The following is a 24241-nucleotide window of genomic DNA, read 5'->3' as shown; positions in this document are numbered from 1 at the left end:
CTGACTTCATAAATTTTCTGCTTTCGTTACTGGTTGTCGATGGATAAACAAAAAGCTCTGAAAAAAATCGCCAAGTGCTTAGAACTGGGCAATTCCGCTAATGTTAATGAGGCTGCCAATGCTATCAAAATGGCACATCGCCTCATGCTTAAATATGGTCTCGATAAAGACGATATTGAGTTCATCAGAATGGGAAAAACACAATCTTCTCATCTGCTACCAGCGAACATCAGTTCTACCATATTGCGAGTGATTCGCGGCATTAACACAAAATTCGGTGTCGAAGCAGTATTGTTGAATCACAAAGGGCTCAAACGTGTCGAATTTATCGGTGAAGCAGATCGCGCTATTTTTGCTGCATTTGCTTTCGATATTGTTTATCGCGAGATGAACGAAAGTACCGGACAATTCCGAAACAGCTTTGCTGGCACCGGCACCTCTTCTCAGGAAGTGACTCGCCGTGTGAACTCATTTGTATCTGGCTGGGTGGAAGGCGCGATTGAAAAATTGCCAATTATTTCTCCAGATGAAGAGTCGGCCAATAAAATTAATGACTATATTGATAAAGAATTCCAAAACATTGACCGCGAAACGTTCAAGAAGCAATTGAAAGAAGCGATGAAAAACCTAACTGAAGACTACGAAGTGGGCTTAAAGAAAGGTAGAAAGGTTTCAGTTAACCGTGGAGTGGGCGGCGAACAAGCACGCAAAATGTTGGGCGATTCATCGAAATAGCCAGGATAGTAAAGGATTCACATAAGCAGCAATGACTTCGATGTCTATGGGGCTTACTTTGAGAGCTTTGGCAGTATTGATAGGAATTTTCTTACAGAAACTCTTATCAATCTTACTTTCTCATAACAAATATTAATGCTTGTTTATTCATAATTCGCATCCCATTATGAGGCATGGTTTCGCCTCAGTTTTATACGGAGATTTTCCCTTGAAAAAGATGCCTATTGCACTAGCTCTAGTGCTAGCTCTTACTGGCTGTCAAGCCACTCAACGCCAAAATGCAACAACGGGTGAATACGAAACTAACTCCACCACGCAAGGCGCGCTTATTGGTGCGATCGCTGGCGCAGCAATCGGCCTAGCAACGGGTGATGATGCTAAAGAACGTCGTCAGCATGCACTCATTGGTGCAGCCGCAGGCGGAGCGACTGGCGCTGGCGTTGGTTACTACTTTGACCAACAAGAAGCGGAGTTACGTCGCGCTTTGCTAAACTCTGGCGTACAAGTTCAGCGTGTTGGTGAAAATCAGCTTTTACTGCGTATGGAAAACGGTATCGGCTTCTCTTCAAGCTCTTACCAGCTTGATGCTAGCATCCATAATACTCTACGTGGTGTTGCTCGCATCCTAGTTGAGTACCCAGATACCAGTCTCGTTATTGACGGTTACACGGATAGCACAGGTAGTGAGTCATACAACCAAACGTTGTCAGAGCGCCGTGCAGAGTCCGTACGTCAATTCCTAGTATCTCAAAACGTTGCACCTGGTCGTGCAATTGCACGCGGCTACGGCGAACGTAACCCAATTTGCTCAAACCAAACTTCTGAAGGTCGTGCGTGCAACCGTCGTGTTGAAATCCAGATCTTGCCACTGAAGTAATTTGGTTGCACCATAACGGTAATAATAAAAAATTACCGGAGCAGGCCTAACCATTATCGTTAGGCCTAACATATTAATGTCTGTCAAAACGTCTGCCCTACTCTGCTTATTTAGCCTCAGCTTTTCTGGCTACTCACTTGCCTCTCAAGCTCCAAATGACCCCATCGAACAATACGAGTACGCACAACAATTATTGGCATCAAACGAAGCTGAAGCCTCACCAGAAACGCGCTACTGGCTAGAGCAATCCGCCAACCAAGGTTACCTCCCTGCGCAAAAACACCTCGCGAACGACTTTGCTAAAGGGATAAATGGCGAAAAAAATGAAACACAAGCGTTATATTGGCTAACCTCTATCGCACTCAATGACCCAACCGATCGTGGCTTTCTTCTCGCCGATTTTATTCAGCGCAATCCAGATAAGGTCACAACTTCTCAATTGACTGAAGCCTTGTATCAAATGGCTTCTCAGCATAATCCAGCAGCAGAACAAGCTTATAATCAACTGTTAGAGCTGCGCTTCAACCAGCTACGAGCTAAACAAGTCTCGCAAATAAAGTCGCTCGATAAAAAAGCAGAGCAAACACAAGAAGAGAAAAGCACAGTTGCAAACCCCAAAGTAAAACACTCGCAGTTTCTATGGCTGATTTGGCTAGCGGCGATCCTCATCATCAGCGGCTTAAGTTTCCTCGTGATCAAAAAACTCAAGCAGAATAGAAAAGCGCGTGAAGCCAAAGAGGAAAGCCAAAATCAACGAATGGCGGAAAAAATAAAAGAGCTAGAGTTTACGAACAAGCAACTGAAGCGTCAGTTAGAGAAACTATTCAGAGAATTTAAGAAATCCAAAACTCAGGCAGAAAACCATAAGCTAAGCGTCGCGTGTGCTATGTTTGGCTACACACCACAAACCATCCCTGATTTACAGGCAATCAAGCTACGCTATAGACAGTTATCAAAGCTTTATCATCCTGACACAAGGGGCAGTGAAGAAGAAATGAAGCGACTCAATCATGCCTTTAAGCTCGTTTCACAAAATGTTACAAAACAGTAAAAATAGGTCAGGATACTTTGGCTGCCATGCTTTTATTCCCATATAATCAAACACCGCAATCGATCTCCCTCTCAAAGAAATTAACAGACATTTAACTTAAGTCTCGCTTTTATGCCATAATGCCCGGCGCAAAATAACACCTAACGACTCAAATTAATCTAGGTGGGGAGAAAATCAATGTTCACTGAAGAAGGCACCTGTGATTGGTGTAAAAAACCTAGTCTTGTAACTCGTCACGATTATTTAGATGGCAAGCACCATTACTCATGTAAAGCTTGTTACGACATGGCAAAAATCGACGTGCGCCTATTTAACCAAGGCGAATTGCAAATGCGCGAACGCTTGCAACGAGCGAGCTAAGCAAGACGGAATCAATGGAACTGATTTTCAAAGGCGCCTTTTAAGGCGCTTTTTTGATCGGCCAAGCCTATTTCCAATTTCTATCTCGTATTCCCTCCTATCCTACATAGCACGTCGCATCGGTTATCAGCCCTCTCTTACTGTATACAAACCACTGTCCATGAAACAACACCTGTATATACAGTAGTAAACCCCTGTATGTATCTCGTCCAGTTTTCTACTCACCTCACATTTTTAAATTGATGTTAGACATATCAAAAATGAAAAACAACCACATAAATTCAATTACTTAGAATCAAATCCTTTTATTTCCTTCTCAAAAAACCGCAAATAACTTTTGAGAAACTGGTTGATCAGGTCACCAAAACAAACTACTGTATACACATACAGCATGTATAAAGGAACAGTAAGATGCAGTTACAAAGTCAATCTCATACATACTCTCGTTACAACGTATTGGCACAAGCAACTAAGCCCATGGCCGTTTCGGATCAGCTTCTATCTAAGCTGGCTGTTTTATCGCAGCAGAAACAATGGATTTTGTTTACAGCAGACTGCCCTCGTCCAGACTTTGAACAACTCACTGCTTCTAATATTTGCTGTAAAAACGTTATTCAAATGAAGCCCTCTCAACAGCTTTCAGAAGTCGAGATCGTGATAAAAGCCATCCGCTCAGGCAATGCCAGTGCTGTTGTCGCATCCAATAAAATTGCACTTATGAATCAATCTATGTTGCGCGACATGGCGCAGCGCTATCAGTGTGAAGTCTTTTTCGTCGAAGGCAGAGTTAATAAGTACCACTAATAAGTTCGACGTTATCTATCCTGCATCTCGCCTCCTTTTTAAGGGGGCATTTTTTTGTATTAAAGAAAACAGGCAAACGTTTGCTTTTTCTCTGGCGAGTTAAAATAGTTCTGGTATGATGCCCACATTCGATTTATTCAGCGCCCACATTTTGCTGAATATCTTCTCTTTCTGACGTTTGATTAAGATGATAGGAATGTCGCAATGAGCCTTGCTAATCAAGTACTTGCCGTCAATGACGACCTGCCAATTCGCACCCATAAACCCGTTCATAGTGGAAAAGTTCGTTCAGTTTACTGGTTAACTGAAGAAGACAGCGCCCGACTGATCAAAGAAAAAGGATACAATGTCGCTCCAGATGCGCCTTTGGCTATCATGGTGATTAGCGACCGAATCTCTGCATTCGATTGTATTTGGCATGCTGAAGGTGGTCTTAATGGTGTCCCGGGTAAAGGGGCTGCGCTTAATGCGATTTCTAATCACTGGTTCAAACTGTTCAAAGAAAATGGCTTAGCAGATAGCCATATTCTAGACATTCCTCACCCTTTTGTTTGGATTGTACAAAAAGCCAAACCGGTAAAAATCGAAGCCATCTGCCGCAAATACATCACGGGTTCGATGTGGCGCGCTTACGCAAATGGCGAGCGCGAGTTTTGTGGAATCCAACTTCCTGAAGGGTTAGGAAAAGACAAAGCACTGCCAGAGTTGCTAATGACCCCATCCACAAAAGGCATTCTAAAAGGCATTCCCGGTGTGCCAGAAGCGGATGACGTAAATATTACTCGTCAAAACATCGTAGACAACTACGAAGCATTTAACTTCTCAAGCGCTGACGATATCGCACTCTACGAAAAATTGCTGAAAGAAGGCTTTAACGTTATCAGCCAAGCGTTAGAAGAAATCGACCAAATCTTTGTCGATACCAAATTCGAATTTGGTTATGTTCATGATGCTGCTGGCAATGAAAAGCTGATTTACATGGATGAAGTGGGTACACCAGACTCGTCTCGTATATGGGATGCTAAAGAGTACCAAGCAGGTCACATCGTAGAGAACTCAAAAGAAGGTTTCCGCCAGTTCCTACTTAACCACTTCCCTGACCCAGATATCTTGCTAAACAAAGAACGTATGCCTGAGCGCGAAGCTCTCGCTCGTGATAATGCTTTACCCGTCGAATCTTTGATGGCGATTTCGAGCACTTACATTGGTATTGCCGAGAAGATTACAGGCAAGCCGATTCATTTGAGTGAGAATCCGAAAGCGGAAATCATCGAGGTTCTGAGCAAAGAATACGGATTGATTGACTAGCACTGTCGCTAGATTGCTAAACGCTTTCCAATAAAAAGTCCGCACTAGCCTGCGGACTTTTTTCGTATTAGGCTCACCTTAGCCGATATTTAACGTAGTGCCATCTGTTGTAGAGGCTGACTTGGTCGTCACCTGATATGTTTTGTCTTTAATCGTTGATACGAAATACCAGGTCGACTCTGCCTTGTCGGGCGTAAAAGTAACGCGCATAAAGCCACGCTGTTTGATGTCTGCCCACTGTAATTCTGACACTAAGTGCGGCAGCGTGTATTCCATTTGAGCGATCGCGACAGGGTCTAACGCGAGGTAGGCCTCTAGCCCAGGGGAACTCACCGAGCTAGTTGCAAACTCTACCCCGATAGGATGCTTAGATATGTCTTTAAGCTCACTTGCCCATGCGTTGTGCGTATCTCCTGCCAAGCAGACAAAGTTACCACTGCTGGCTTTGGCCAGTTGATAAACTTTCTCTCGCTCAACGTAGTAACCATCCCATGCATCTAGGTTATATGGCAAAGCAATGGTATCTAAACTTGGGTCAGAGAGATAACCCGTAATCGCAGAGTTTACCGCTAATAACGCCTCTGTTTTTTGTTCTTCAGTGACAGTAAACAATTGAAACATCGCGGTCATAACCGAACTTGGCAACTCCATACGAGACATTAACACTTGTTGCCCTAGCACATTCCAAGTTGCGTCGTGCGTACTGAACGCATCCATCAGCCAAGCGAGTTGGTCAGCGCCTAACAGCTCTCGATCTTGACTGCGCGACTGAGCAACTAAACCGCCAATAGCTTCCATCGTTGGTGAGCTGAGCGAGAAATAATCCAACGGTTTATCACGCCCCACAAGTCGCGTGTCGAGCATCATCAAATTGACTAAACTTCCAAACGAAAACTGACGGTAAATCAGCATGTTTGAGAAAGTGTTTTCACGAACGGGCAACCATTCTGTCCACGCGGCAGCCGCAGCTGCACGACGATCATTAAAGCTGCCTTCCTCTTCTTGATGGTTTTCCGCACCATTTTTCCAAGTATCATTTGCAAGCTCATGGTCATCCCAGACAGCAATCATTGGTAGGCTCGCATGTAACGCTTGCAGATCAGCATCTTGGCGATATTGCGCATACCGTTTTCGGTAATCATCTAAGGTAATGCATTCAGTGCCTTTGCTTGGTTCTCGCCCTAGTGCCTCAGCATCTTCACTAGCGTAGCCACCAGCACCATACTCATAAATGTAATCACCGAGATGAAGTACCACATCAAACGGTTCTTGCTCATGTTGATTTAAGATCTCTCGATACACATGGAAGTAACCAGCAGGATAGTTTGCGCAAGAAACAACCGCCATGGATGCCTTTTCTACACCATCCTCTGGTAATGTTTGAGTTTGCCCGACTTCGCTAGTGACATCTCCAACCATGAATCGATAGTAGTAACGAGAATTTGCGTTGAGATTTTGAACATCGACTTTTACCGTGAAATCTCGGCTCGTGTCCGTGGCAAAAGTGCCACTTTGTACGATATCAGTAAAATTTTCATTAGAAGAAACTTGCCAGCTTACATCTGCGTAGCTCGCTGAGGTTGTAACACGAGTCCAAATGATTACTTGTGTTTGAGTAGGATCTCCACTCGCCACTCCGTGCTCAAAGGTAACCGCAACAGATTCACTAGCATCGCTACCACAGCCCACCAGCCCGGTAACAATCGCCGTTGAAGAGGCAGCTTTCATAAAGTCTCGACGAGACAAAGACATATTGACTTCCTTTCTTATTGTGTTTGTTTTTATGCCCAAATGACGTGGTGACTCGATCATCCTTGTATGCCAATAAGGGACGTTAATTCGAACTTACAGTACCAACCACTTAGTCGATAATTTGTCCTAAAAACACAAAGTTAGAAGCTAGTTATGACAATTGCATTTCCAAACGTTACATTTTTGTTAATTTAAGTGCAAATACTCTATATTCATCACACTTCCTAAGACCTGTGACAAAAACCTCAAAATAAAAAAGCGACCTACTTTGAGGTCGCTTTTCATTGCACTATTGTTAAGTGGTACATCGATGAAGTGGAAATGCTCAGCCTAAAACTTGATGTTAAGGACATCTTGTTCTGACGTATCCACCTTCAACTGACTGCGAGATTCTATGTACTCGATTTGCTGAACATCGAGCGAATATGGCATAACGACTCGCAATTCATTGATCCCTTCATGTTTAGCTAACTGGGTTAAGCGGACCAAATTGGATTCATCACTTTTACGAGAAGACATCGATTTTAATGCGGCATCCCACAACCGATCTTCAGGCTTGCTCAATTCCGCAATGTTCTGTTTCCACATCAAACCGAAAATAGGCGCTATGGTGGCAAATGCCTCTAAAAAGGTCCATTTTTTACTACCTGTCGCTCCTAAAAAGCTAGTGTAGTCGAATTCAATGCACGTCTTTCCTTGTTGATCCATTCTATGCCCCCGACACTCGAAAATGAGATATACCAAATATCGTTCAACTGTTTTGATATAGCAATGGGATATAAAACATTCGTCTTTTATGCCCTAATTTACATACAAAAGGAAATATTAAAACCAGCTTTGTAACAACTGATGTACAGCTTCGCCATATATAAGCATTCAATTGATTAATATTTCAATTAAGAAACTAAAAACAACACGCAAGTAACGCTATCAATATGAAATCATTATAGATTCACCAAGAAAATATCAATTCTTGTCACAACGTCATCCGCCGACCTACTTCACATCAATCACTCGACTGGCCTTTTTATACTGTATCTTCCAACCCGCCCAACGTGGCAGCTCCCAACGCTTCGGGCCTCCCTTTCGGTTTCCCTCTCGATAAACGACCTGTACCAGCTTGCGAGACGCGTAATACTCGACATCTAGTTGGAGTTCTGGCAGCGAAAGTTCTAAAGGGTACTGCTCCGTGAAATCGTCGTATTCCCATTCTGGAACACCATTAAATGTTAAGTCTTCTGGTTCAAACAACGCCATATCATCGATGTTTTCAACGCCTAATGTTTCCAACTGATCCTTTAACCAGCTAGAAAATGTCAAGGAGGCCAAGTCGTTAACCTCTTCTCCTTCGACATTAAGGCCCAATGCGTTGTAGAGTTTCCAGTGTTGGATTTGCTGTTTTCTTTGAGAAGCAAAACCTGGTAACAGTGTCTCGTCTTCTATCATTTCGACAATAGACTGAACAGCAACATCACCTTTTAACGCTTGATGTTCAGTACAGATTGTTCGTCCGGCGTAGACAAAATGCATCGTTGCTCTTGGGGTCTCCTCTTCATAATTCGTCTCACCTTGTTGCCACTCCCCTAGCTCAAGTTCGCGTAATAACGTCAGCGGGATAGGCATCATAACCGATGCGAGGTTTAGTGTTTGCTTAACACCTCGTCCTGGCACGCTATGGCTATCTAGCACGATGGCCGCTTCTTCTTTATCAGGAAAGCGGCTGTTACGCCCAACCAGCATCTCGACTACGCCATTTCCTAGAGCATCCCTTCGACGAGCTCGTCGGACAAACACAAGCTCAGGGTGCAATGAGGCGATGGAGAAAAAGAGCGCTTCACGTTTATATCGAGAGGCAACGTCAAGTTCCGGTAATTCAAATGCTTCTCGCATTTGTTTCGCTAAACCTTGCGCCTCTTCGAGTGCGCTGGCATCAATGACAATGCCCGGAAGTCGCTCCCCCCGAACCAAACGGATAAGCAAAGAGGCATCACACCCGTATGGTTCCTCTTGAGATAGAAGCTCAGCGACTTCACCACTTTGTCGCTGATAGAGTTGAGCAGGCACAGATAATGCTGCTGCCAAGTCAATCATTGCTTCCTTCTCTGTCTTCGCTTGAATTCTGGTAACGAGATCGGCAAACAGTGCATCAATGGGTAGTGGATATACTTTTCTCCCGTGCTGCGTGACATTGCCATCCTCATCAATCGCTTCCATGGATAACAACGTCGAATGAGATGCCTCTAGCGACTTTGGGGGAATTGAGTCGAGAAAATCGAGTGTTGAGAGACGGTACCCACAACAAGCCGCTGCCAGCATGGGCTCGACGAGCTCTTCTCTGTGTAATTCTGGAGGTGTCACCAACTCTAAAGGCGCGTGCTCACCATATAGACGAATACAAGCCCCTTCGGTAACGCGACCTGCTCGCCCCATTCGCTGCGCGGCACTGGCCTTAGAAATGTTGGTTAACGTCAGTGCTGTACGTCCATTTCGTTGTACAGTTCTGCGCTCTAAGCCGCTATCGATTACCACCCGGATATTAGGAATGGTCAGAGAGGTTTCCGCGACGTTGGTTGCCAATACGACTTTCCGTTGCTTTTGTACCGTCAGCGCACGATGTCGTTCTGCATCACTGACCGAGGCATGAAGTTTAACCACCATGACATCACTGCTGCTTTGTAGCATCTGCGCGCATTGGGCGATCTCTTTACGTCCTGGGAGAAAAACAAGAATATCGCCATCTTCATCTTCCAGTGCTTCTTTTACCGCTCCGACAACCTCCTGTTCACATCCCTTTTTGTTCGGTAAATAGCGGCTGTCTGTAGAACGATGTGTCACCGTGACTGGAAAGCAACGTCCCTCCGAACTCAGGCGCTTAGCATTCAGGTAACGAGCAAGCTTTTCGCCTTCTAAGGTAGCGGAAGTGACGATCAATCGATGTTGATTTTCTTGCTTCAAAATGGCGGTTAATAGATCAATATCCCAGCGTCGCTCGTGAAATTCGTCCACTATCACGACATCAAAGTCTGCTAGCTTGTTTTCCGAAAACCAACGCAGTGCAACCCCCGGAGTGACAAATACAACTTCGGTTTTTTCATCAAAATAGGCATGAAGCTTGATCGCGTAACCGACTTTGCGACCTATTGGCTCTCCAGATTGCTCCGCAAGAAATTCAGCCAGCGAGGTACAAGCAATTCGACGTGGTTCAATAACCAGAACGCGTCCGTGTTTTGCCGCCCACATGGGCAAGCGGGTAGATTTACCCGACCCGGTTTCGGCTTCCACCACAAGATGGTTAAGGCTTACATGATGGTCAAACTCGGCTTGCAGGCTGTCGATAGGTAGTTGAAACATAGAAATTGGATTTGATTTGATGATGCAAAACATTATACCCAAGTAAAAAAATCCTGCTTTAGGTATCTCTAAACAACCAATATTGCCGATATTTTCGTCGGTATCTGAATTTTTTTGCGACATTACATTGATGTGCATCAACGCATGTTTACAACTAAATAGTGAACCCGTTAAAATTTGGTGCGCATCCTTCAACCCTACATAAGGCACCCAATGAACAACGATAAACGCCCACTATATATTCCATATGCGGGTCCGGCTCTTTTAGCAACCCCTCTTTTGAACAAAGGCAGTGCATTCTCTGCTGAAGAACGTAGTTCATTCAACTTAGAAGGTCTGCTTCCAGAGTCGACCGAAACTATCCAAGAGCAGGTGGAACGTGCCTACCAGCAATACAAAAGTTTCGAAAGCGATATGGATAAACACATTTATCTGCGTAATATCCAAGACACCAACGAAACATTGTATTACCGCCTAGTGCAAAATCACATTTCTGAGATGATGCCTATCATCTACACGCCGACTGTTGGCGCAGCATGTGAAAACTTCTCTAACATTTACCGTCGTGGTCGCGGTCTGTTCATTTCATACCCGAACCGTGACCGTATTGACGACTTGCTGAACAACGCAGCAAACCACAACGTTAAAGTGATTGTTGTGACAGATGGCGAACGTATCCTTGGCTTGGGTGACCAGGGTATCGGCGGCATGGGTATTCCTATCGGTAAACTGTCACTATATACCGCGTGTGGTGGTATCAGCCCTGCTTACACGCTACCAATCGTGCTTGATGTGGGTACCAATAACCCGCAACGCTTAGCTGATCCGATGTACATGGGTTGGCGTCATCCTCGTATTACGGGTGCAGAATACGATGCATTTGTAGAAGAGTTTATCCAAGCGGTACAGCGCCGTTGGCCTGATGCTTTGATCCAGTTCGAAGACTTTGCTCAGAAAAATGCGATGCCTCTTCTAGAGCGTTACAAAGACCGCGTGTGTTGCTTCAATGATGATATTCAGGGTACTGCAGCTGTTACTGTTGGCTCTCTACTTGCAGCTTGTAAAGCAGCAGGAACTCAGCTTTCTAAACAACGTATTACCTTCCTAGGCGCAGGGTCTGCTGGTTGTGGTATCGCAGAAGCGATCATCGCACAAATGGTATCGGAAGGAATTTCTGACGAGCAAGCTCGCTCACAAGTTTACATGGTTGACCGTTGGGGTCTGTTACAAGAAGGCATGCCTAACCTTCTTGATTTCCAACAACGCTTGGTGCAAAAGCATACCAATACGAAAGAGTGGGAAAATGAAGGAAATGGCTTCTCACTACTCGATGTTATGCGTAACGCCAAGCCAACGGTACTAATTGGTGTTTCTGGTGCTCCTGGCCTATTTAGCCAAGAAGTCATCGAAGAAATGCATAAACACTGTAAGCGTCCGATTGTCTTCCCACTGTCGAACCCAACAAGCCGCGTGGAAGCGACACCGAACGACATCATTCGTTGGACAAATGGTGAAGCACTGGTTGCAACAGGTAGCCCATTTGAGCCAGTGGTTCATGAAGGTCGCACTTACCCTATTGCACAATGTAACAACAGCTACATCTTCCCAGGCATTGGCCTTGGTGTACTTGCTGTCAATGCAAAACGTGTCACTGACGAGATGCTAATGGAATCAAGCCGCGCGCTCGCAACATGTTCTCCTCTAGCAATCAACGGTCGTGGGGCACTACTTCCACCACTGGAAGAGATCCACTTAGTATCGAAAAAAATCGCATTTGCCGTTGGTAAAAAGGCAATTGAACAAGGTGTCGCATTAGAAATTACTGATGAAGCATTGAACGTGGCGATTGAACAGTCGTTCTGGCAACCTGTTTACCGCCGCTACAAACGCACTGCGTTCTAAGCTTGAGACAATTCGTTTAATAATTAGCCCCTACCATGTAGGGGCTTTTATTTTTTTATCATCCTAACCAGATTTTGGCATAAATGGGCTTCTCTCTTTTTGTTTCTATCAGATATGATGAGAACTACATTTTTAGTTAAGGATATAAAACGTTTTGTTGTTTTCTCGCATAAGATCAAAGTGGAAGCTGAAATTTTCCTGGAAGCGATTTGCTTTGATTTTGTCGATCTCTGCACTTAGTCTGCTTGTTTCTGTTATTGCCATCGACCGGTGGGTGGTTTTACAAGCCAAAGAGAGCATTTTCACTGAATACGAGCAAATCCCTCAACATGAGGTTGCCGTAGTTCTTGGTACCAGTAAATACATCGGAAAGATCCTCAACACTTACTACACTCATCGCATTAATGCGGCGATTGAGCTTTACAACCAAGGCAAAGTAAAACAGTTTTTATTGAGTGGTGATAACGCCCACCGTTCATATAACGAACCGTGGACAATGAAACGCGACTTACTTAAAGCAGGCGTGCCTGAAGAAGTGATTCACCTTGATTATGCTGGCTTTCGTACCTTAGATTCGATTGTACGAGCAAAAAAAATTTTTGCTTCGGAGCGATTTCTGATTGTGACTCAACGCTTTCACTGCGAACGCGCACTGTTCATCGCTGATGCTTACAGCATTGATGCGCAGTGTCTCGCGGTAGCAGGGCCGACGGCCAACAAGCAAAAAACATCGATGCGTGTTCGAGAACTGCTAGCCCGTGTGAAAGCGTTTTTAGACCTGTATATTATCAATACGCAGCCTAAGTTTCTTGGCCCTCAAGAACCTATCGTCGCAGTAAAAGAGCCAAATAAAGCAGCTAACGAGCCTCTTCAAGTCCCCGTCGAATAGAGGAATAACGTGGCTCACAAGCCTAGTAACATTTCTATAAAACAAATGGGTAGTTTTCTACCCATTTCCAATTCTCAACATCACACTTTCTAATTTGCTCTACGATTCAGGCAAAACTCTTTTTCGCATTCAAAGTAACATTTCATCAATAAATAACTACAAGTCAGTTACTTTGCCATAAAAAAACCGACAAAAGGCAATGCAAAAGGAGCACTACCCATGACCGCACTCGCTGTGACATTGAAGAATTGGTTCTTCACTCGCAACAGCATGATTTTGAACGCGAATATCCTATTGTTCATTATCTTGTTTAATACCTTACCCTTTGAACCACAAGTAGTAACCGGCCTGAGCATCTTAGTTTTTGTTGCTATTCTGTGGCTAACCGAAGCGATTCACGTCAGCATTACCGCGCTGCTCATACCACTACTTGCGGTATTTTTGGGTGTGTTCAACACTCAAACCGCACTGAATAACTTTTCCAACTCCATCATTTTTCTATTTTTGGGTGGTTTTGCACTAGCTGCGGCTCTACATAAACAAAAGTTAGATCAAGCTATTGCAGATAAAGTACTATTGCTGGCAAGAGGAAAAATGTCTGTCGCTGTATTCATGCTATTTGGTGTGAGTGCTGGCCTGTCAATGTGGATTTCAAACACCGCCACCGCCGCGATGATGTTACCGCTTGTGCTGGGTGTGATGACAAAGCTAGACGCCAAGAAAAACCACAACACCTTTTTGTTTGTTCTACTCGGTATCGCTTACAGTGCTTCAATTGGTGGTATTGCAACACTGGTTGGTAGCCCACCAAACGCAATTGCAGCAGCTGAAGTTGGCCTTAGCTTCACTGAATGGATGAAGTTTGGTGTACCTATTTCCCTAGTATTAATGCCAATCGCTATCCTCGTATTGTACACGATGACTAAGCCTGACCTTAGCCACAAGTTTGACCTTGACCATCAACCAGTCGAATGGACAAACGGCAAAATGATTACGTTGGCGATTTTCTTACTGACCGTAACTTTGTGGATATTCAGTAAGCCTATTAACGCTATGCTGGGTGGCTTCGCGAAGTTCGATACTCTTGTAGCCATTGGCGCCATCCTTCTACTTGGTGCTTCTCGCGCCGTCGAGTGGAAAGATATTGAGAAAACAACCGACTGGGGTGTGTTAATCCTATTTGGTGGTGGTATCTGTCTGAGTAACGTCCTAAAAGCAACCGGAACAAGCGTATTTTTGGCTCATAGCTTGTCAGGCTTCCTTGAGCAAGCCGGTATTCTCTTAACGATTCTTGCAGTGGTTGCTTTTGTTGTCTTCTTAACTGAGTTTGCGAGTAACACTGCCAGTGCTGCGCTACTTGTCCCTGTATTTGCGACCATTGCAGAAGCCTTAGGCATGTCTCCGGTTATTCTCTCTGCACTGATTGCCGTCGCTGCATCTTGTGCATTTATGTTACCTGTTGCAACACCTCCAAACGCGATTGTGTTCGGTACGGGTCATATCAAGCAAAAAGAAATGATGCGAATTGGTTTCGTATTAAACATTGCCTGTATTGCTGCACTAACGCTTTTCGCTTGGTTGTTCTGGTAAAAATAGCAAGTTCGATTAGCACTACACTGCTGCTCACGGTAATCGTATCGATAACCCAAACTTCCCCCCTAAGTGGTGTTCAGCAGTTTCCCTCTTGGTGGCCAGTTGGCCACCTTTTTTTTTTCCTTTCAGTGAACGGCTATCAGGCTTGCTTCTTTTCGCAAGCAAGTAAACCATAATGAGCTTCCACTCGGTTGCGACCATTGCGCTTCGCCTGATACAACACTTCGTCAGCTCTCGCCATGGTTTCTGAGACGCGTTCATTCTGCATTTGGGCAATGCCAATACTGCAAGTTAATGATTCACCGTGCACCCACAAATGATCCTCCACATTTTTGCGAATCATTTCTGCCTTCTCTAACGCTTGTTCAATATTGGTATCAGGGCAAAATACGACAAACTCTTCGCCGCCCCAACGAACGAGTCGATCGTCTGAGTAAATAGAAGTCGCTACCACCATGACAAATTCGCGCAATATGTCATCCCCCATTTGGTGCCCAAATTTGTCGTTCACCTTTTTAAACTTATCCAAGTCCAAATAGAGAATACTGAAGGTGTTATGCCCCCATCGAACCTGACGAGATTGTTGTTCCAGCCAGTGTTGCACAGCATATCGGTTCATCGCGCCCGTCAAAGCATCTCGATGCGCTAGCTCTGCAAACTCATAGTTTTGAGCTCGCAAAGTATCATTCACCTTTTCCAAATGACGGTGACGCTTTTGCGCTTTTTCATAAGCCACTCTATTTTTTCGTAACTCATGCAGTGAAAAAGCCAGTCCAAGCGCCATCCAAGAGAGTAATAATGCATACAACAATGTTTCTTGCGCAAGGTAAGCGCCTTCAAACTCAATTTTATCAATCACAATTCTATGTTTACCAAGTGCCGCACCAGACCCAGTTGCAATATCAATACGTGTGATGTTTGAAAATTCAGGTGCAGAGTGTTCAATCGCGACTCCGTTATCTGCTAACCACCAGGTCATCACCTGAAGATTTTTAATCGGAATTTCGACAATATCGATCGAACCCGACGGAGAAAACTGCATGCCATTATATTTAATGGTGTACTCGTCGTCCGGTTTGGAATACTCAGAATTATAATTGCGAAGATACAAACGTAGGTCGTGGCTAGGGTTAGCCCCTATTCCTGCCTCTTCATATCGCACCTTCAATCGAATCGTATGGTAGTTGGAAAGGTCAATACCCTGTGTTGGCGTTGCTGAATCGGTATAAACCGAGATTCCGCAATAAGGCCAAGCATACGAGCTCTGCTTTAGTTCACAGCTAAGGACTAGGCTTTGCCGATCGTATGTGATATCTGCCTCACTCACACCTCCTTCACTGGCATCTTTAGTTGCATAGATATTGAAATACTCAGGTGTAATGGTCAGCTTTCGCGTATCGCCAAGCACACTATAAAGGGCAACCAAACTGATAGTGCAAATAGAAAGAGCAAAGATAAAGTTATGGATCCACTTCATGGGCAAGTGACCTGCTGAGATTATACAATACGTGGGGTTCAATAATTTCAAAAATGAAATCAAGGTGATTTATCAAGAAATAAAATCGCTTTTTCATTCAATTCTTAGTTTCGACACATGGTAACGGATTTTGAACCGTTATCACGTTTTAAAATTTCTAAAAAGTGCAGCCCAACTTCTATTTGCGAAGCATTTCACAGCCATAATTTTTAGAAAATAAAACACGATGCATAATAATTTAGTGCAAGACATTTACTTTAAAGCTCCTGTCAACCCTGCATCTCTTCTCCACTTCAGTATATACTGTGCAAAAACACAATAATGAGTAATGTCATGTCATTAATTGCAACTGGCACGCTAAACAAAATGCGTGCTTCTCTGGACGGTGCCGTCAACTACCGTCTTCCTGTCGGTGAGGAAGAAATCGACTTAACTCCTTTTCTGGGTAAAACGCTCACACTGACTCACACTGGCAATATTTTTTGTTGCTCATGTGGAAAGAAAACGAAAAAGAGTTATTCGCAAGGCCACTGTTTTGTATGCATGAAAAAGCTAGCAAGCTGCGACATGTGTATCATGAAGCCAGAGACCTGCCACTACGATCAAGGGACTTGTCGCGAACCACAATGGGGTGAAGAGAATTGCATGGTGGATCACTTTGTCTACCTGTCCAACACATCCAGCTTAAAAGTTGGTATTACTCGTCATACTCAAATCCCGACTCGTTGGATTGACCAAGGCGCGACTCAGGGCTTGCCAATTTTTAAAGTAAAAACTCGCCATATCTCCGGTTTAATTGAAGTTGAACTGGCGAAACATATCGCAGACAAGACCAATTGGCGCACACTGCTAAAAGGTGACGGTGAACCTATGGCATTGCAGGACCGTTTTGCTGAGCTATTGCCTTTAGTCGAAGAGAAAATTGCCGAGATAAAACAGCAATTCGGCGAAGATGCCATTGAAGTATTAAACGAAAGCATTACCGACCTTAGCTACCCGGTACAACAGCACCCAACGAAGATCACTTCGCATAACTTCGATAAAAACCCGGTTGTTACTGGCACTTTGCAAGGCATCAAAGGTCAATACCTCATCTTTGATACCGGCGTTATTAATGTAAGAAAATTCACTTCCTATGAAGTTGAAGTTAGTGAGTAATCGCTTGCAGAACGCGTTGATTCAAATAAAAATGAAAAAAGCTCGAGTTTGACTCGAGCTTTTGTTTTTCTATTAGGAAGAAATCGTTAGTTATGCGTCAAGGATGCTTTCTAGCACATCGAATAACATATCGACTTCTTCTATTGTGTTGTAATGCATACAACCAATTCGCACTACACCACCCGATTCTTCTAAACCAAGTTGACGAACTAAGCCCAACGCATAAAAGTGACCATTCCATACACAAATGTTATGTTCACCCAGTGTTTTCGCGATGAACTCTGGAGAATATCGGTCAAACGTTAGCGCAAAAGTTGGCGTGCGGAGTTGGCTATCTTCCTTTGCGATACCGAATAGATTGACACCATCTAATGCATTCAAACGCTGCAAGAAACGCTCACTCAAGCGCTGCTCATGTTGTTCATACAGTTGGTAGCTTTGCTCCAATCGTTGGCGAAGAGGTAAACCGACTTCACCAAATTGAGCCAGATACTCAACCGCAGAAACGACACCAGCAAGACCTTCAAAACTTTGCGTTCCTGTTTCAAATCGACCAGGGCCTATATTAGTGGCAGGCTCGACTTTGTAAGGGCGAATACTGTGGAGCCACTGATCGGCTATGTAAGCAATACCAACGTGTGGTCCGAAAAACTTGTAAGCTGAGCAAGCTAAAAAGTCACAACCTAACGCTTGAACATCAACCAAATGATGAGGCGCATAATGGACGGCATCCACATAAACTTGTGCCCCAACATTGTGCGCCATGCTGACTACTTGCTGTACATCCACAATAGAGCCCGTCGTGTTCGATGCATAAGTCACAGCGACAAGGCGCGTTTTATCAGAAAGAAGGCGGCTTAAATGCTCCATATCAAGCGTACAATCTTCTTCGTTGATACGAACTTGATGAACCGTAACGCCTTTATCTTCTGCCGCTTGCTGCCAGCTGGATACATTTGAATAGTGATCCAAAGCGGAGACAATGATCTCATCTCCTGCTTGCCAATCTCGACTAATCGCGCGACTAAGCTGAAAGGTTAGTGAGGTCATATTGGCACCGAAGACAATATTGCCAGATGAAGGGGCATTAAGTAGAGCCTGAGCCGACTCACGCGCATTTTGCATTACGTCAACGGTCACTTGGCTAGAAAAATAATGCCCGCCTAAGTTAGCGTTGAAACGACCTAAATACCCAACCATGCTGTCTAGTACTGGTTGAGGCACTTGTGAGCCACCTGGACCATCAAAAAACGTCACGGGCTTGTCGTTGTGGTATTGAGCCAACGCCGGAAATTGCTCTCTGATCTGATTAAGATTGAAGTTCATTACGCTTATCCGTAGCAGTAAGTACAAATACATCCATATGGCCCGCTTCGTCATCAATAACAGAGCGGATTGGGCACGCGTTATGCCACAGCTTGCTATCAGCCAAGATTGCGACCTCTCCGGTTTCTAGCACTTTACGGAAAAATGGGGCTTGGTTATGGCTGCTGTACAGCATGATGTCGCCACCGATGATGTTATGGCGTCCCACACCAACCATTGCAATATGATCAAAACCGTCTTGGTGCACACCTTCAGGTGCTACTTGGGTTTCTTCTTCCAGTGCCCTGATACGGATTTGGTGAATTTCTATTTCTTGACCGTTTGGCAGATGATTCGCATTGACAAACAATTCACACATTTCTCGAAATCCATCGCTGGTAAGAATATCCTTCTCAATTGGCTCGAATTGTCTTACTACATCACCTTGAAATCGGTTGATATCAGAGGATTGAACAAAGCTATTTTTATTTAAGTCGATGACTTTGCCGTTATCAAAGCCAACCACAGAATAACGTCGTAGTCGATACTGACCATCTGCATGTTCGGTACGAGGCAGTTCTTCAAACGATGGGGAAAGCTGCTCAATTGCTGCCATGCTGAGCTGTGTTAAATGTAGAGTATTCTCACGTGAATGTAACATCATTTGCTCCTTTAATGAGGCACATTAATTAACATTTAATTTACACACTAGGTTACGCAAATATTCTGCAATTACCAGCTTTTAACGTTGATAGCTTCAACAAAACGACGAAAACAACATAACAAACCAAACCAAACCACAAAAACAGAGCCATGTTTCAGTTTTACGCTTTGACAATATTTGAAACTAGACTTCTCTACTACGAATAGAATTTTATGCTAGAAGTCAACGTTCTCAATCAATATTTAGTGGGTTCTAATCTATAACCAATTATTCGATCACAATCGTTGTTTATGCTTTTAAAGCACTAAGAATTTCCATACAATCGAGGGAAATGTTACGCCCTTTTTGGAGCCATAATGAGCGACGTAAAACACTGTAAATTATTAATTCTTGGTTCTGGTCCTGCAGGATACACAGCTGCCGTCTACGCAGCGCGTGCAAACTTAAACCCTGTGCTTGTGACGGGAATGCAACAAGGTGGTCAGCTAACCACCACAACTGAAGTTGAAAACTGGCCAGGCGATGCTGAGGGACTGACAGGTCCAGCATTGATGGATCGCATGAAAGAACACGCCGAGCGTTTTGAAACTGAAATCGTATTTGATCACATCAATGAAGTAGAGCTATCACAACGCCCATTTCGTTTAAAAGGCGACTCAGGTGAGTACACTTGTGATGCCTTAATCATATCTACCGGCGCATCAGCAAAATACCTTGGCCTTGAGTCTGAAGAAGCATTTAAAGGTCGCGGCGTTTCTGCTTGTGCAACCTGTGACGGTTTCTTCTACCGTAATCAGAAAGTTGCAGTTGTGGGCGGTGGTAACACGGCTGTTGAAGAAGCGCTATACCTATCTAACATTGCGTCAGAAGTTCACCTGATCCACCGCCGCGATTCATTCCGCGCAGAGAAGATCCTTGTGAAACGTCTGATGGATAAAGTTGAAAGCGGTAATATCGTTCTTCATACCGATCGCACTCTCGATGAAGTACTGGGTGACGATATGGGCGTAACGGGCGTCCGCATTAAAGACGTGAACAGCGGTGCGACAGAAGATATCGATGTAATGGGTGCATTCATCGCAATTGGCCACCAGCCAAACACACAAATCTTTGAAGGCCAAGTAGACATGAAAGATGGCTACATCATCGTTCAATCAGGTCTTGAAGGCAACGCAACACAAACTAGTATCGAAGGTGTATTTGCAGCTGGCGACGTAATGGACCACAACTACCGTCAAGCGATCACCTCTGCAGGTACAGGTTGTATGGCTGCATTAGATGCTGAACGTTTCTTAGACTCACTTGGTGACAAATAACTTTTCACATTTGTGTCATATCCTTAAAGCCCAGCGGTATTCCCGCTGGGTTTTCTTTTGTATACTACCGCCTCATTAAAACAATTATCATTAAGCCTTCACGATGGATAAGAAAAAGCAAAGCAGCTTGAATAAGTGGCTGAAGCAACAAAGTAAGTTAGCCAAGCGCTGGCTTATGATTGCGATAGGCCTAGGCGTACTTTCAAGCGTGTTTTTATTGGCTCAAGCAGCCCTGCTCGCCTCCATTCTGCACCAGTTAATCATTGACCAAGTCGACAAAGCCGACCTCATTTGGCATTTTGTTGGGCTCGGTGGCACGGTTATCGGTCGAGCTGCTTGTACCTGGGGTCGAGAGCTTGCCGGTTACCGTTGCGGGGAGCAAATTCGAGTTTATATTCGCCAACTCATTTTAGATAAAGTTCATAAACTTGGGCCAGCTTACATCAAAGGCAAACCTGCTGGCAGTTGGGCAACGCTCATCTTAGAGCAAGTAGAAGATATGCAAGATTTCTTCTCACGCTACTTGCCTCAAATGTCATTATCGGTACTAGTGCCTTTCATCATTTTGGTTGTCGTATTCCCAGTAAACTGGGCAGCAGGCTTGATCTTCCTGGTCACTGCACCACTAGTGCCTATTTTCATGGCACTGGTTGGGATGAAAGCCGCAGAAGCAAACCGTAAAAACTTTAAAGCGATGCAGCGTTTGTCGGGTCACTTTTATGACCGCTTGCAAGCAATGACAACCATTCGCTTATTCGATAGAACAAAATCTGAAACTGAGACGCTAAAGGGTGCTTCAGAAGTCTTTCGTACTCGTACCATGGACGTTCTGAAAATCGCGTTTCTGTCTTCTGCGGTGTTAGAGTTTTTCACTTCCATTTCTATCGCAATTACCGCTGTCTACTTTGGCTTTAGTTATATCGGGGAGCTGGACTTCGGCTACTACGGCACAGGTGTTACGCTCTTTGCTGGTTTGTTCATTCTGATTCTTGCTCCAGAGTTTTATCAGCCATTACGTGATTTGGGCACGTTCTATCATGCGAAACAGCAAGCGGTTGGGGCAGCAGAAAGCATTGTCGAGTTTCTGGATTTGGAAGTCGATCAAATCAAAGATGGTACCCAAGCGTTAGATAAAAACAGCCCTATCCATATTGAAGCGGACCAGTTAACCATTTTTAGTCCGGAAGGTAAGCAGCTCGCAGGTCCCCTATCCTTCTCTCTTGAAGCCAACAAAAGTACGGCTTTAGTTGGACCAAGTGGCGCAGGTAAAACAAGCTTGGTAAACACCATCCTCGGTTTCATGCCTTATCAAGGTAGCTTGAAGATTAATGGTTGTGAATTGTCGCAACTGGATCTAGCCACATGGCGAGAGGCAGTAAGCTGGATTGGTCAAAACCCGATGCTATTACACGGTAGCATTCGAGATAACATCACACTAGGTAAGCACAATATTCAGGATGCAGACGTACATTCTGTGTTGAATGACTCTCACGCTGCTGAATTTGTTGAAATGCATGGGTTGGATTATCCGATATCTGATCGTTCTGGTGGTTTATCTGTCGGCCAAGCGCAGCGTTTAGCACTGGCTCGCGCCATGCTACAAAATGGTCGTTTTTGGTTATTAGATGAACCAACCGCAAGCTTAGATGCTCGCAGTGAAAAACTCGTGATGGAAGGCATTAACAAGTATGCGCATGCCACAACGAATTTGATGATTACTCACCAACTTGCGCCTTTACAAAACGTATCGCAAATTCTTGTTATGCAGGACGGCCAGATTGTTCAACGTGGTGATTACGCCACACTGTCGACAGAAGATGGCTTATTTAAAGACATGTTGGAAGCGAACCTCGCACAACGTGAAACAGACAAGGGGAACTTAGATGCGTGATTTACTCCCTTATCTAAAACTCTATAAAAAACACTGGTTTGGTCTTTCGCTAGGTATGCTACTGGCATTTCTGACCTTAGCGGCGTCTATTGGCTTATTAACGCTATCAGGTTGGTTTATTTCAGCCGCAGCGGTGGCAGGCTTGACGGTTGCTCGTGAGACCTTCAACTACATGTTACCAGGTGCCGGGGTACGCGGCGCTGCAATGGCTCGAACCGCAGGTCGATGGGGAGAACGTGTCGTTAGCCACAATGCAACGTTCAAGCTGCTTACCGATCTACGTATCTTCTTCTTTAAGAAACTTGCACCACTGATTCCGGGTCGTGTTTCTACGATGCGTGATGCCGATCTGCTCAACCGCTTAGTAGCGGACGTAGATGCGATGGATCACGTATACCTTCGACTTATCAGCCCTGTCGTGATTGGTATTTTTGGCATATTGAGTTTAACGGCTGTCCTGGCGTTCTTTGATTGGCATCTCGCCCTACTGCTTGGCTCGATTCTTACCGTCATGTTGTTTGTATGGCCAGTGCTGTTCTATAAACTGGGTAAAAATAATGGCGAGAATCTCACTCATCATAAAGCGCAATTGCGAGTGGCGACACTGGACTGGCTTCAAGGCTACAGCGAACTGAGTATCTTTGGAGCAGAAGAACGTTATCGTAATCTCATTCTAGAGAAGCAGAAGCAGTTGCTGTCTAACCAATTTGTGAACGCGAACTTAACGGGCATGGCTTCAGGCCTGCTTATGCTGGTGAACGGCATTACACTGGTTGTGATGCTTTGGTTTGCTGCAGACGGCGTAGGTGGTCGTGCTCCTGATCCTTGGATTGCGCTGTTTGCGTTTGCAACCATGGCGAGCTTTGAGATTCTGATGCCTATCGCAGGCGCATTCCAGTATCTCGGTCAAACGTTGACCTCTGCTCGTCGTTTAAATGAAGTAATTTTGGCTGAACCTGACGTTGTCTTCCCTGAGCAGTCGAAACATAAAGACACAACGTTAGACATTGAATTCGACAACATAGATTTTACTTACCCTGACGGTCAGCAAAAGGTGCTGAAAGACTTGTCACTCTCACTACCGTTGGGCACTAAAACTGCAATTGTAGGTCAAACAGGTTCAGGTAAATCAACACTGATTCAGCTTCTTTGCCGCTACTGGGATGTTAACCAAGGTGAAGTTCGAATCGGTGGTACAAAACTGCAAGATTGGAGCGAGTCGGACCTGCGATCAGCAATGACTGTGGTCAGTCAACGCGTAGATGTACTAAACGGGACACTACGTGACAACTTACTCATGGCCGCTCCGGATGCAAGTGATGAGCAACTGTCTACTATTTTACAAAAAGTCGAGCTTGGCGGGCTTCTTGAAGAGCCGGGGTTAGACGCTTGGTTAGGCGACGGCGGTCGTCAGTTATCTGGTGGTGAGAAACGTCGAATCGGTATTGCTCGAGCATTGCTACGTGATGCCCCAATCCTACTCTTAGATGAACCGACTGAAGGCCTCGATAAGCGTACGGAACAAAAAGTGATGGCGCTTTTCAATGAACACTTTGCTAATAAGACAGTAGTATTCATTACACACCGACTGATAGAGCTAGAAAGTATGGATAGCATCTGTTTGATGGAACAAGGTGAGATCATCGAACAAGGCGACCATCCAACGCTACTCGCTCAAAAAGGTCGTTACTACCAGCTATTACAATCTCTATAATTCGATTTTCAGTGACGAGAAGGGCTCATCAAACGATGAGCCCTTTTGTTATTCCTGTATTATTAGTTACCTAATTAAGCACGTATACAGTGCT

19 protein-coding genes are annotated in these 24241 nt (G+C 44.6%); 13 read left to right on the top strand and 6 right to left on the bottom strand.

The window, feature by feature from the left end; genetic code table 11:
• Window positions 1–39: 39 nt before the first annotated feature.
• From R7P72_RS10430 to R7P72_RS10405, 6 genes are all read left to right on the top strand, one after another.
• On the top strand, window positions 40–735 hold the full coding sequence (locus tag R7P72_RS10430; protein WP_005377954.1) for a DUF2786 domain-containing protein: 696 nt from the start codon (window positions 40–42) through the stop codon (window positions 733–735).
• Window positions 736–952: 217 nt separating this feature from the next.
• Entirely contained in the window at window positions 953–1612 is a 660-nt protein-coding gene (locus R7P72_RS10425) for an OmpA family protein (protein WP_005377956.1), read from the top strand.
• Between the two features lie 76 nt (window positions 1613–1688).
• Entirely contained in the window at window positions 1689–2663 is a 975-nt protein-coding gene (locus tag R7P72_RS10420; RefSeq protein ID WP_005377958.1) for a hypothetical protein, read from the top strand.
• A gap of 177 nt (window positions 2664–2840) precedes the next feature.
• Window positions 2841–3023 (top strand): hypothetical protein, encoded by a 183-nt coding sequence (locus R7P72_RS10415; RefSeq protein ID WP_005377960.1) that lies wholly within the window; start codon window positions 2841–2843, stop codon window positions 3021–3023.
• Window positions 3024–3434: 411 nt separating this feature from the next.
• Complete coding sequence (locus R7P72_RS10410; RefSeq protein WP_005377962.1) at window positions 3435–3827, top strand: SulA-like leucine-rich domain-containing protein; 393 nt, start codon at window positions 3435–3437, stop codon at window positions 3825–3827.
• A gap of 204 nt (window positions 3828–4031) precedes the next feature.
• Window positions 4032–5135 carry a phosphoribosylaminoimidazolesuccinocarboxamide synthase gene (locus R7P72_RS10405; RefSeq protein ID WP_005377963.1) on the top strand — a complete coding sequence of 368 codons (1104 nt, stop codon included), beginning with the start codon at window positions 4032–4034 and terminating at the stop codon, window positions 5133–5135.
• Window positions 5136–5213: 78 nt separating this feature from the next.
• Here the strand turns inward: R7P72_RS10405 and R7P72_RS10400 are convergent, their stop codons facing one another.
• The 3 genes from R7P72_RS10400 to R7P72_RS10390 all read right to left on the bottom strand — a co-directional run bounded on the left by R7P72_RS10400 (window position 5214) and on the right by R7P72_RS10390 (window position 10238).
• The gene (locus R7P72_RS10400; protein WP_017820829.1) at window positions 5214–6887 is read right to left on the bottom strand and encodes an alkaline phosphatase D family protein; all 1674 of its coding nucleotides are present in this window, start codon (window positions 6885–6887) and stop codon (window positions 5214–5216) included.
• Between the two features lie 330 nt (window positions 6888–7217).
• On the bottom strand, window positions 7218–7595 hold the full coding sequence (locus tag R7P72_RS10395; protein ID WP_005377965.1) for a hypothetical protein: 378 nt from the start codon (window positions 7593–7595) through the stop codon (window positions 7218–7220).
• A gap of 288 nt (window positions 7596–7883) precedes the next feature.
• Window positions 7884–10238, bottom strand: coding sequence for a helicase-related protein (locus R7P72_RS10390; RefSeq protein WP_170893868.1), 2355 nt, complete (start codon window positions 10236–10238; stop codon window positions 7884–7886).
• Between the two features lie 213 nt (window positions 10239–10451).
• Here R7P72_RS10390 and R7P72_RS10385 point away from each other — a divergent pair, with 213 nt between their 5' ends.
• The 3 genes from R7P72_RS10385 (at window position 10452) to R7P72_RS10375 (ending at window position 14619) form a co-directional block, all read left to right on the top strand.
• Window positions 10452–12140 (top strand): NAD-dependent malic enzyme, encoded by a 1689-nt coding sequence (locus tag R7P72_RS10385; protein WP_005377977.1) that lies wholly within the window; start codon window positions 10452–10454, stop codon window positions 12138–12140.
• A gap of 154 nt (window positions 12141–12294) precedes the next feature.
• A complete protein-coding gene (locus R7P72_RS10380) occupies window positions 12295–13029 on the top strand; it encodes a vancomycin high temperature exclusion protein (protein WP_005388862.1) in 735 nt (244 codons plus the stop codon).
• 219 nt (window positions 13030–13248) lie between these two features.
• Entirely contained in the window at window positions 13249–14619 is a 1371-nt protein-coding gene (locus R7P72_RS10375; RefSeq protein WP_005377981.1) for an SLC13 family permease, read from the top strand.
• A gap of 142 nt (window positions 14620–14761) precedes the next feature.
• Here the strand turns inward: R7P72_RS10375 and R7P72_RS10370 are convergent, their stop codons facing one another.
• Window positions 14762–16099: a GGDEF domain-containing protein gene (locus tag R7P72_RS10370; RefSeq protein WP_005377983.1), complete on the bottom strand. Its 1338-nt coding sequence runs from the start codon at window positions 16097–16099 to the stop codon at window positions 14762–14764.
• Between the two features lie 333 nt (window positions 16100–16432).
• Here R7P72_RS10370 and R7P72_RS10365 point away from each other — a divergent pair, with 333 nt between their 5' ends.
• Complete coding sequence (locus R7P72_RS10365; protein ID WP_005377984.1) at window positions 16433–17257, top strand: DUF2797 domain-containing protein; 825 nt, start codon at window positions 16433–16435, stop codon at window positions 17255–17257.
• A 90-nt stretch (window positions 17258–17347) separates the two neighbouring features.
• Here R7P72_RS10365 and R7P72_RS10360 read toward each other — a convergent pair whose 3' ends face one another.
• Together R7P72_RS10360 and R7P72_RS10355 are read right to left on the bottom strand one after the other, a co-directional pair.
• Window positions 17348–18583: a cysteine desulfurase-like protein gene (locus R7P72_RS10360; protein WP_005377986.1), complete on the bottom strand. Its 1236-nt coding sequence runs from the start codon at window positions 18581–18583 to the stop codon at window positions 17348–17350.
• The gene (locus tag R7P72_RS10355) at window positions 18567–19223 is read right to left on the bottom strand and encodes a 2OG-Fe dioxygenase family protein (protein WP_005377989.1); all 657 of its coding nucleotides are present in this window, start codon (window positions 19221–19223) and stop codon (window positions 18567–18569) included. Before R7P72_RS10355 ends, R7P72_RS10360 begins: the two co-directional genes overlap by 17 nt.
• A gap of 359 nt (window positions 19224–19582) precedes the next feature.
• Here R7P72_RS10355 and trxB point away from each other — a divergent pair, with 359 nt between their 5' ends.
• The 3 genes from trxB (at window position 19583) to cydC (ending at window position 24147) form a co-directional block, all read left to right on the top strand.
• Window positions 19583–20542, top strand: a complete 960-nt coding sequence (gene trxB / locus R7P72_RS10350; protein WP_005377991.1) for a thioredoxin-disulfide reductase — start codon at window positions 19583–19585, stop codon at window positions 20540–20542.
• A 103-nt stretch (window positions 20543–20645) separates the two neighbouring features.
• A complete protein-coding gene (gene cydD, locus R7P72_RS10345; RefSeq protein ID WP_005377993.1) occupies window positions 20646–22433 on the top strand; it encodes a heme ABC transporter permease/ATP-binding protein CydD in 1788 nt (595 codons plus the stop codon).
• On the top strand, window positions 22426–24147 hold the full coding sequence (gene cydC, locus R7P72_RS10340; protein WP_005377996.1) for a heme ABC transporter ATP-binding protein/permease CydC: 1722 nt from the start codon (window positions 22426–22428) through the stop codon (window positions 24145–24147). The genes cydD and cydC overlap by 8 nt, the downstream gene beginning before the upstream one ends.
• The last annotated feature ends 94 nt before the right edge of the window (window positions 24148–24241 follow it).

This window comes from Vibrio sp. Vb0888, from assembly GCF_033338835.1.
Classification (GTDB): domain Bacteria; phylum Pseudomonadota; class Gammaproteobacteria; order Enterobacterales; family Vibrionaceae; genus Vibrio; species Vibrio alginolyticus.
The sequence above is the reverse complement of the archived record's forward strand: the minus strand, read 5'-3'. Positions and strand labels throughout refer to the sequence as shown.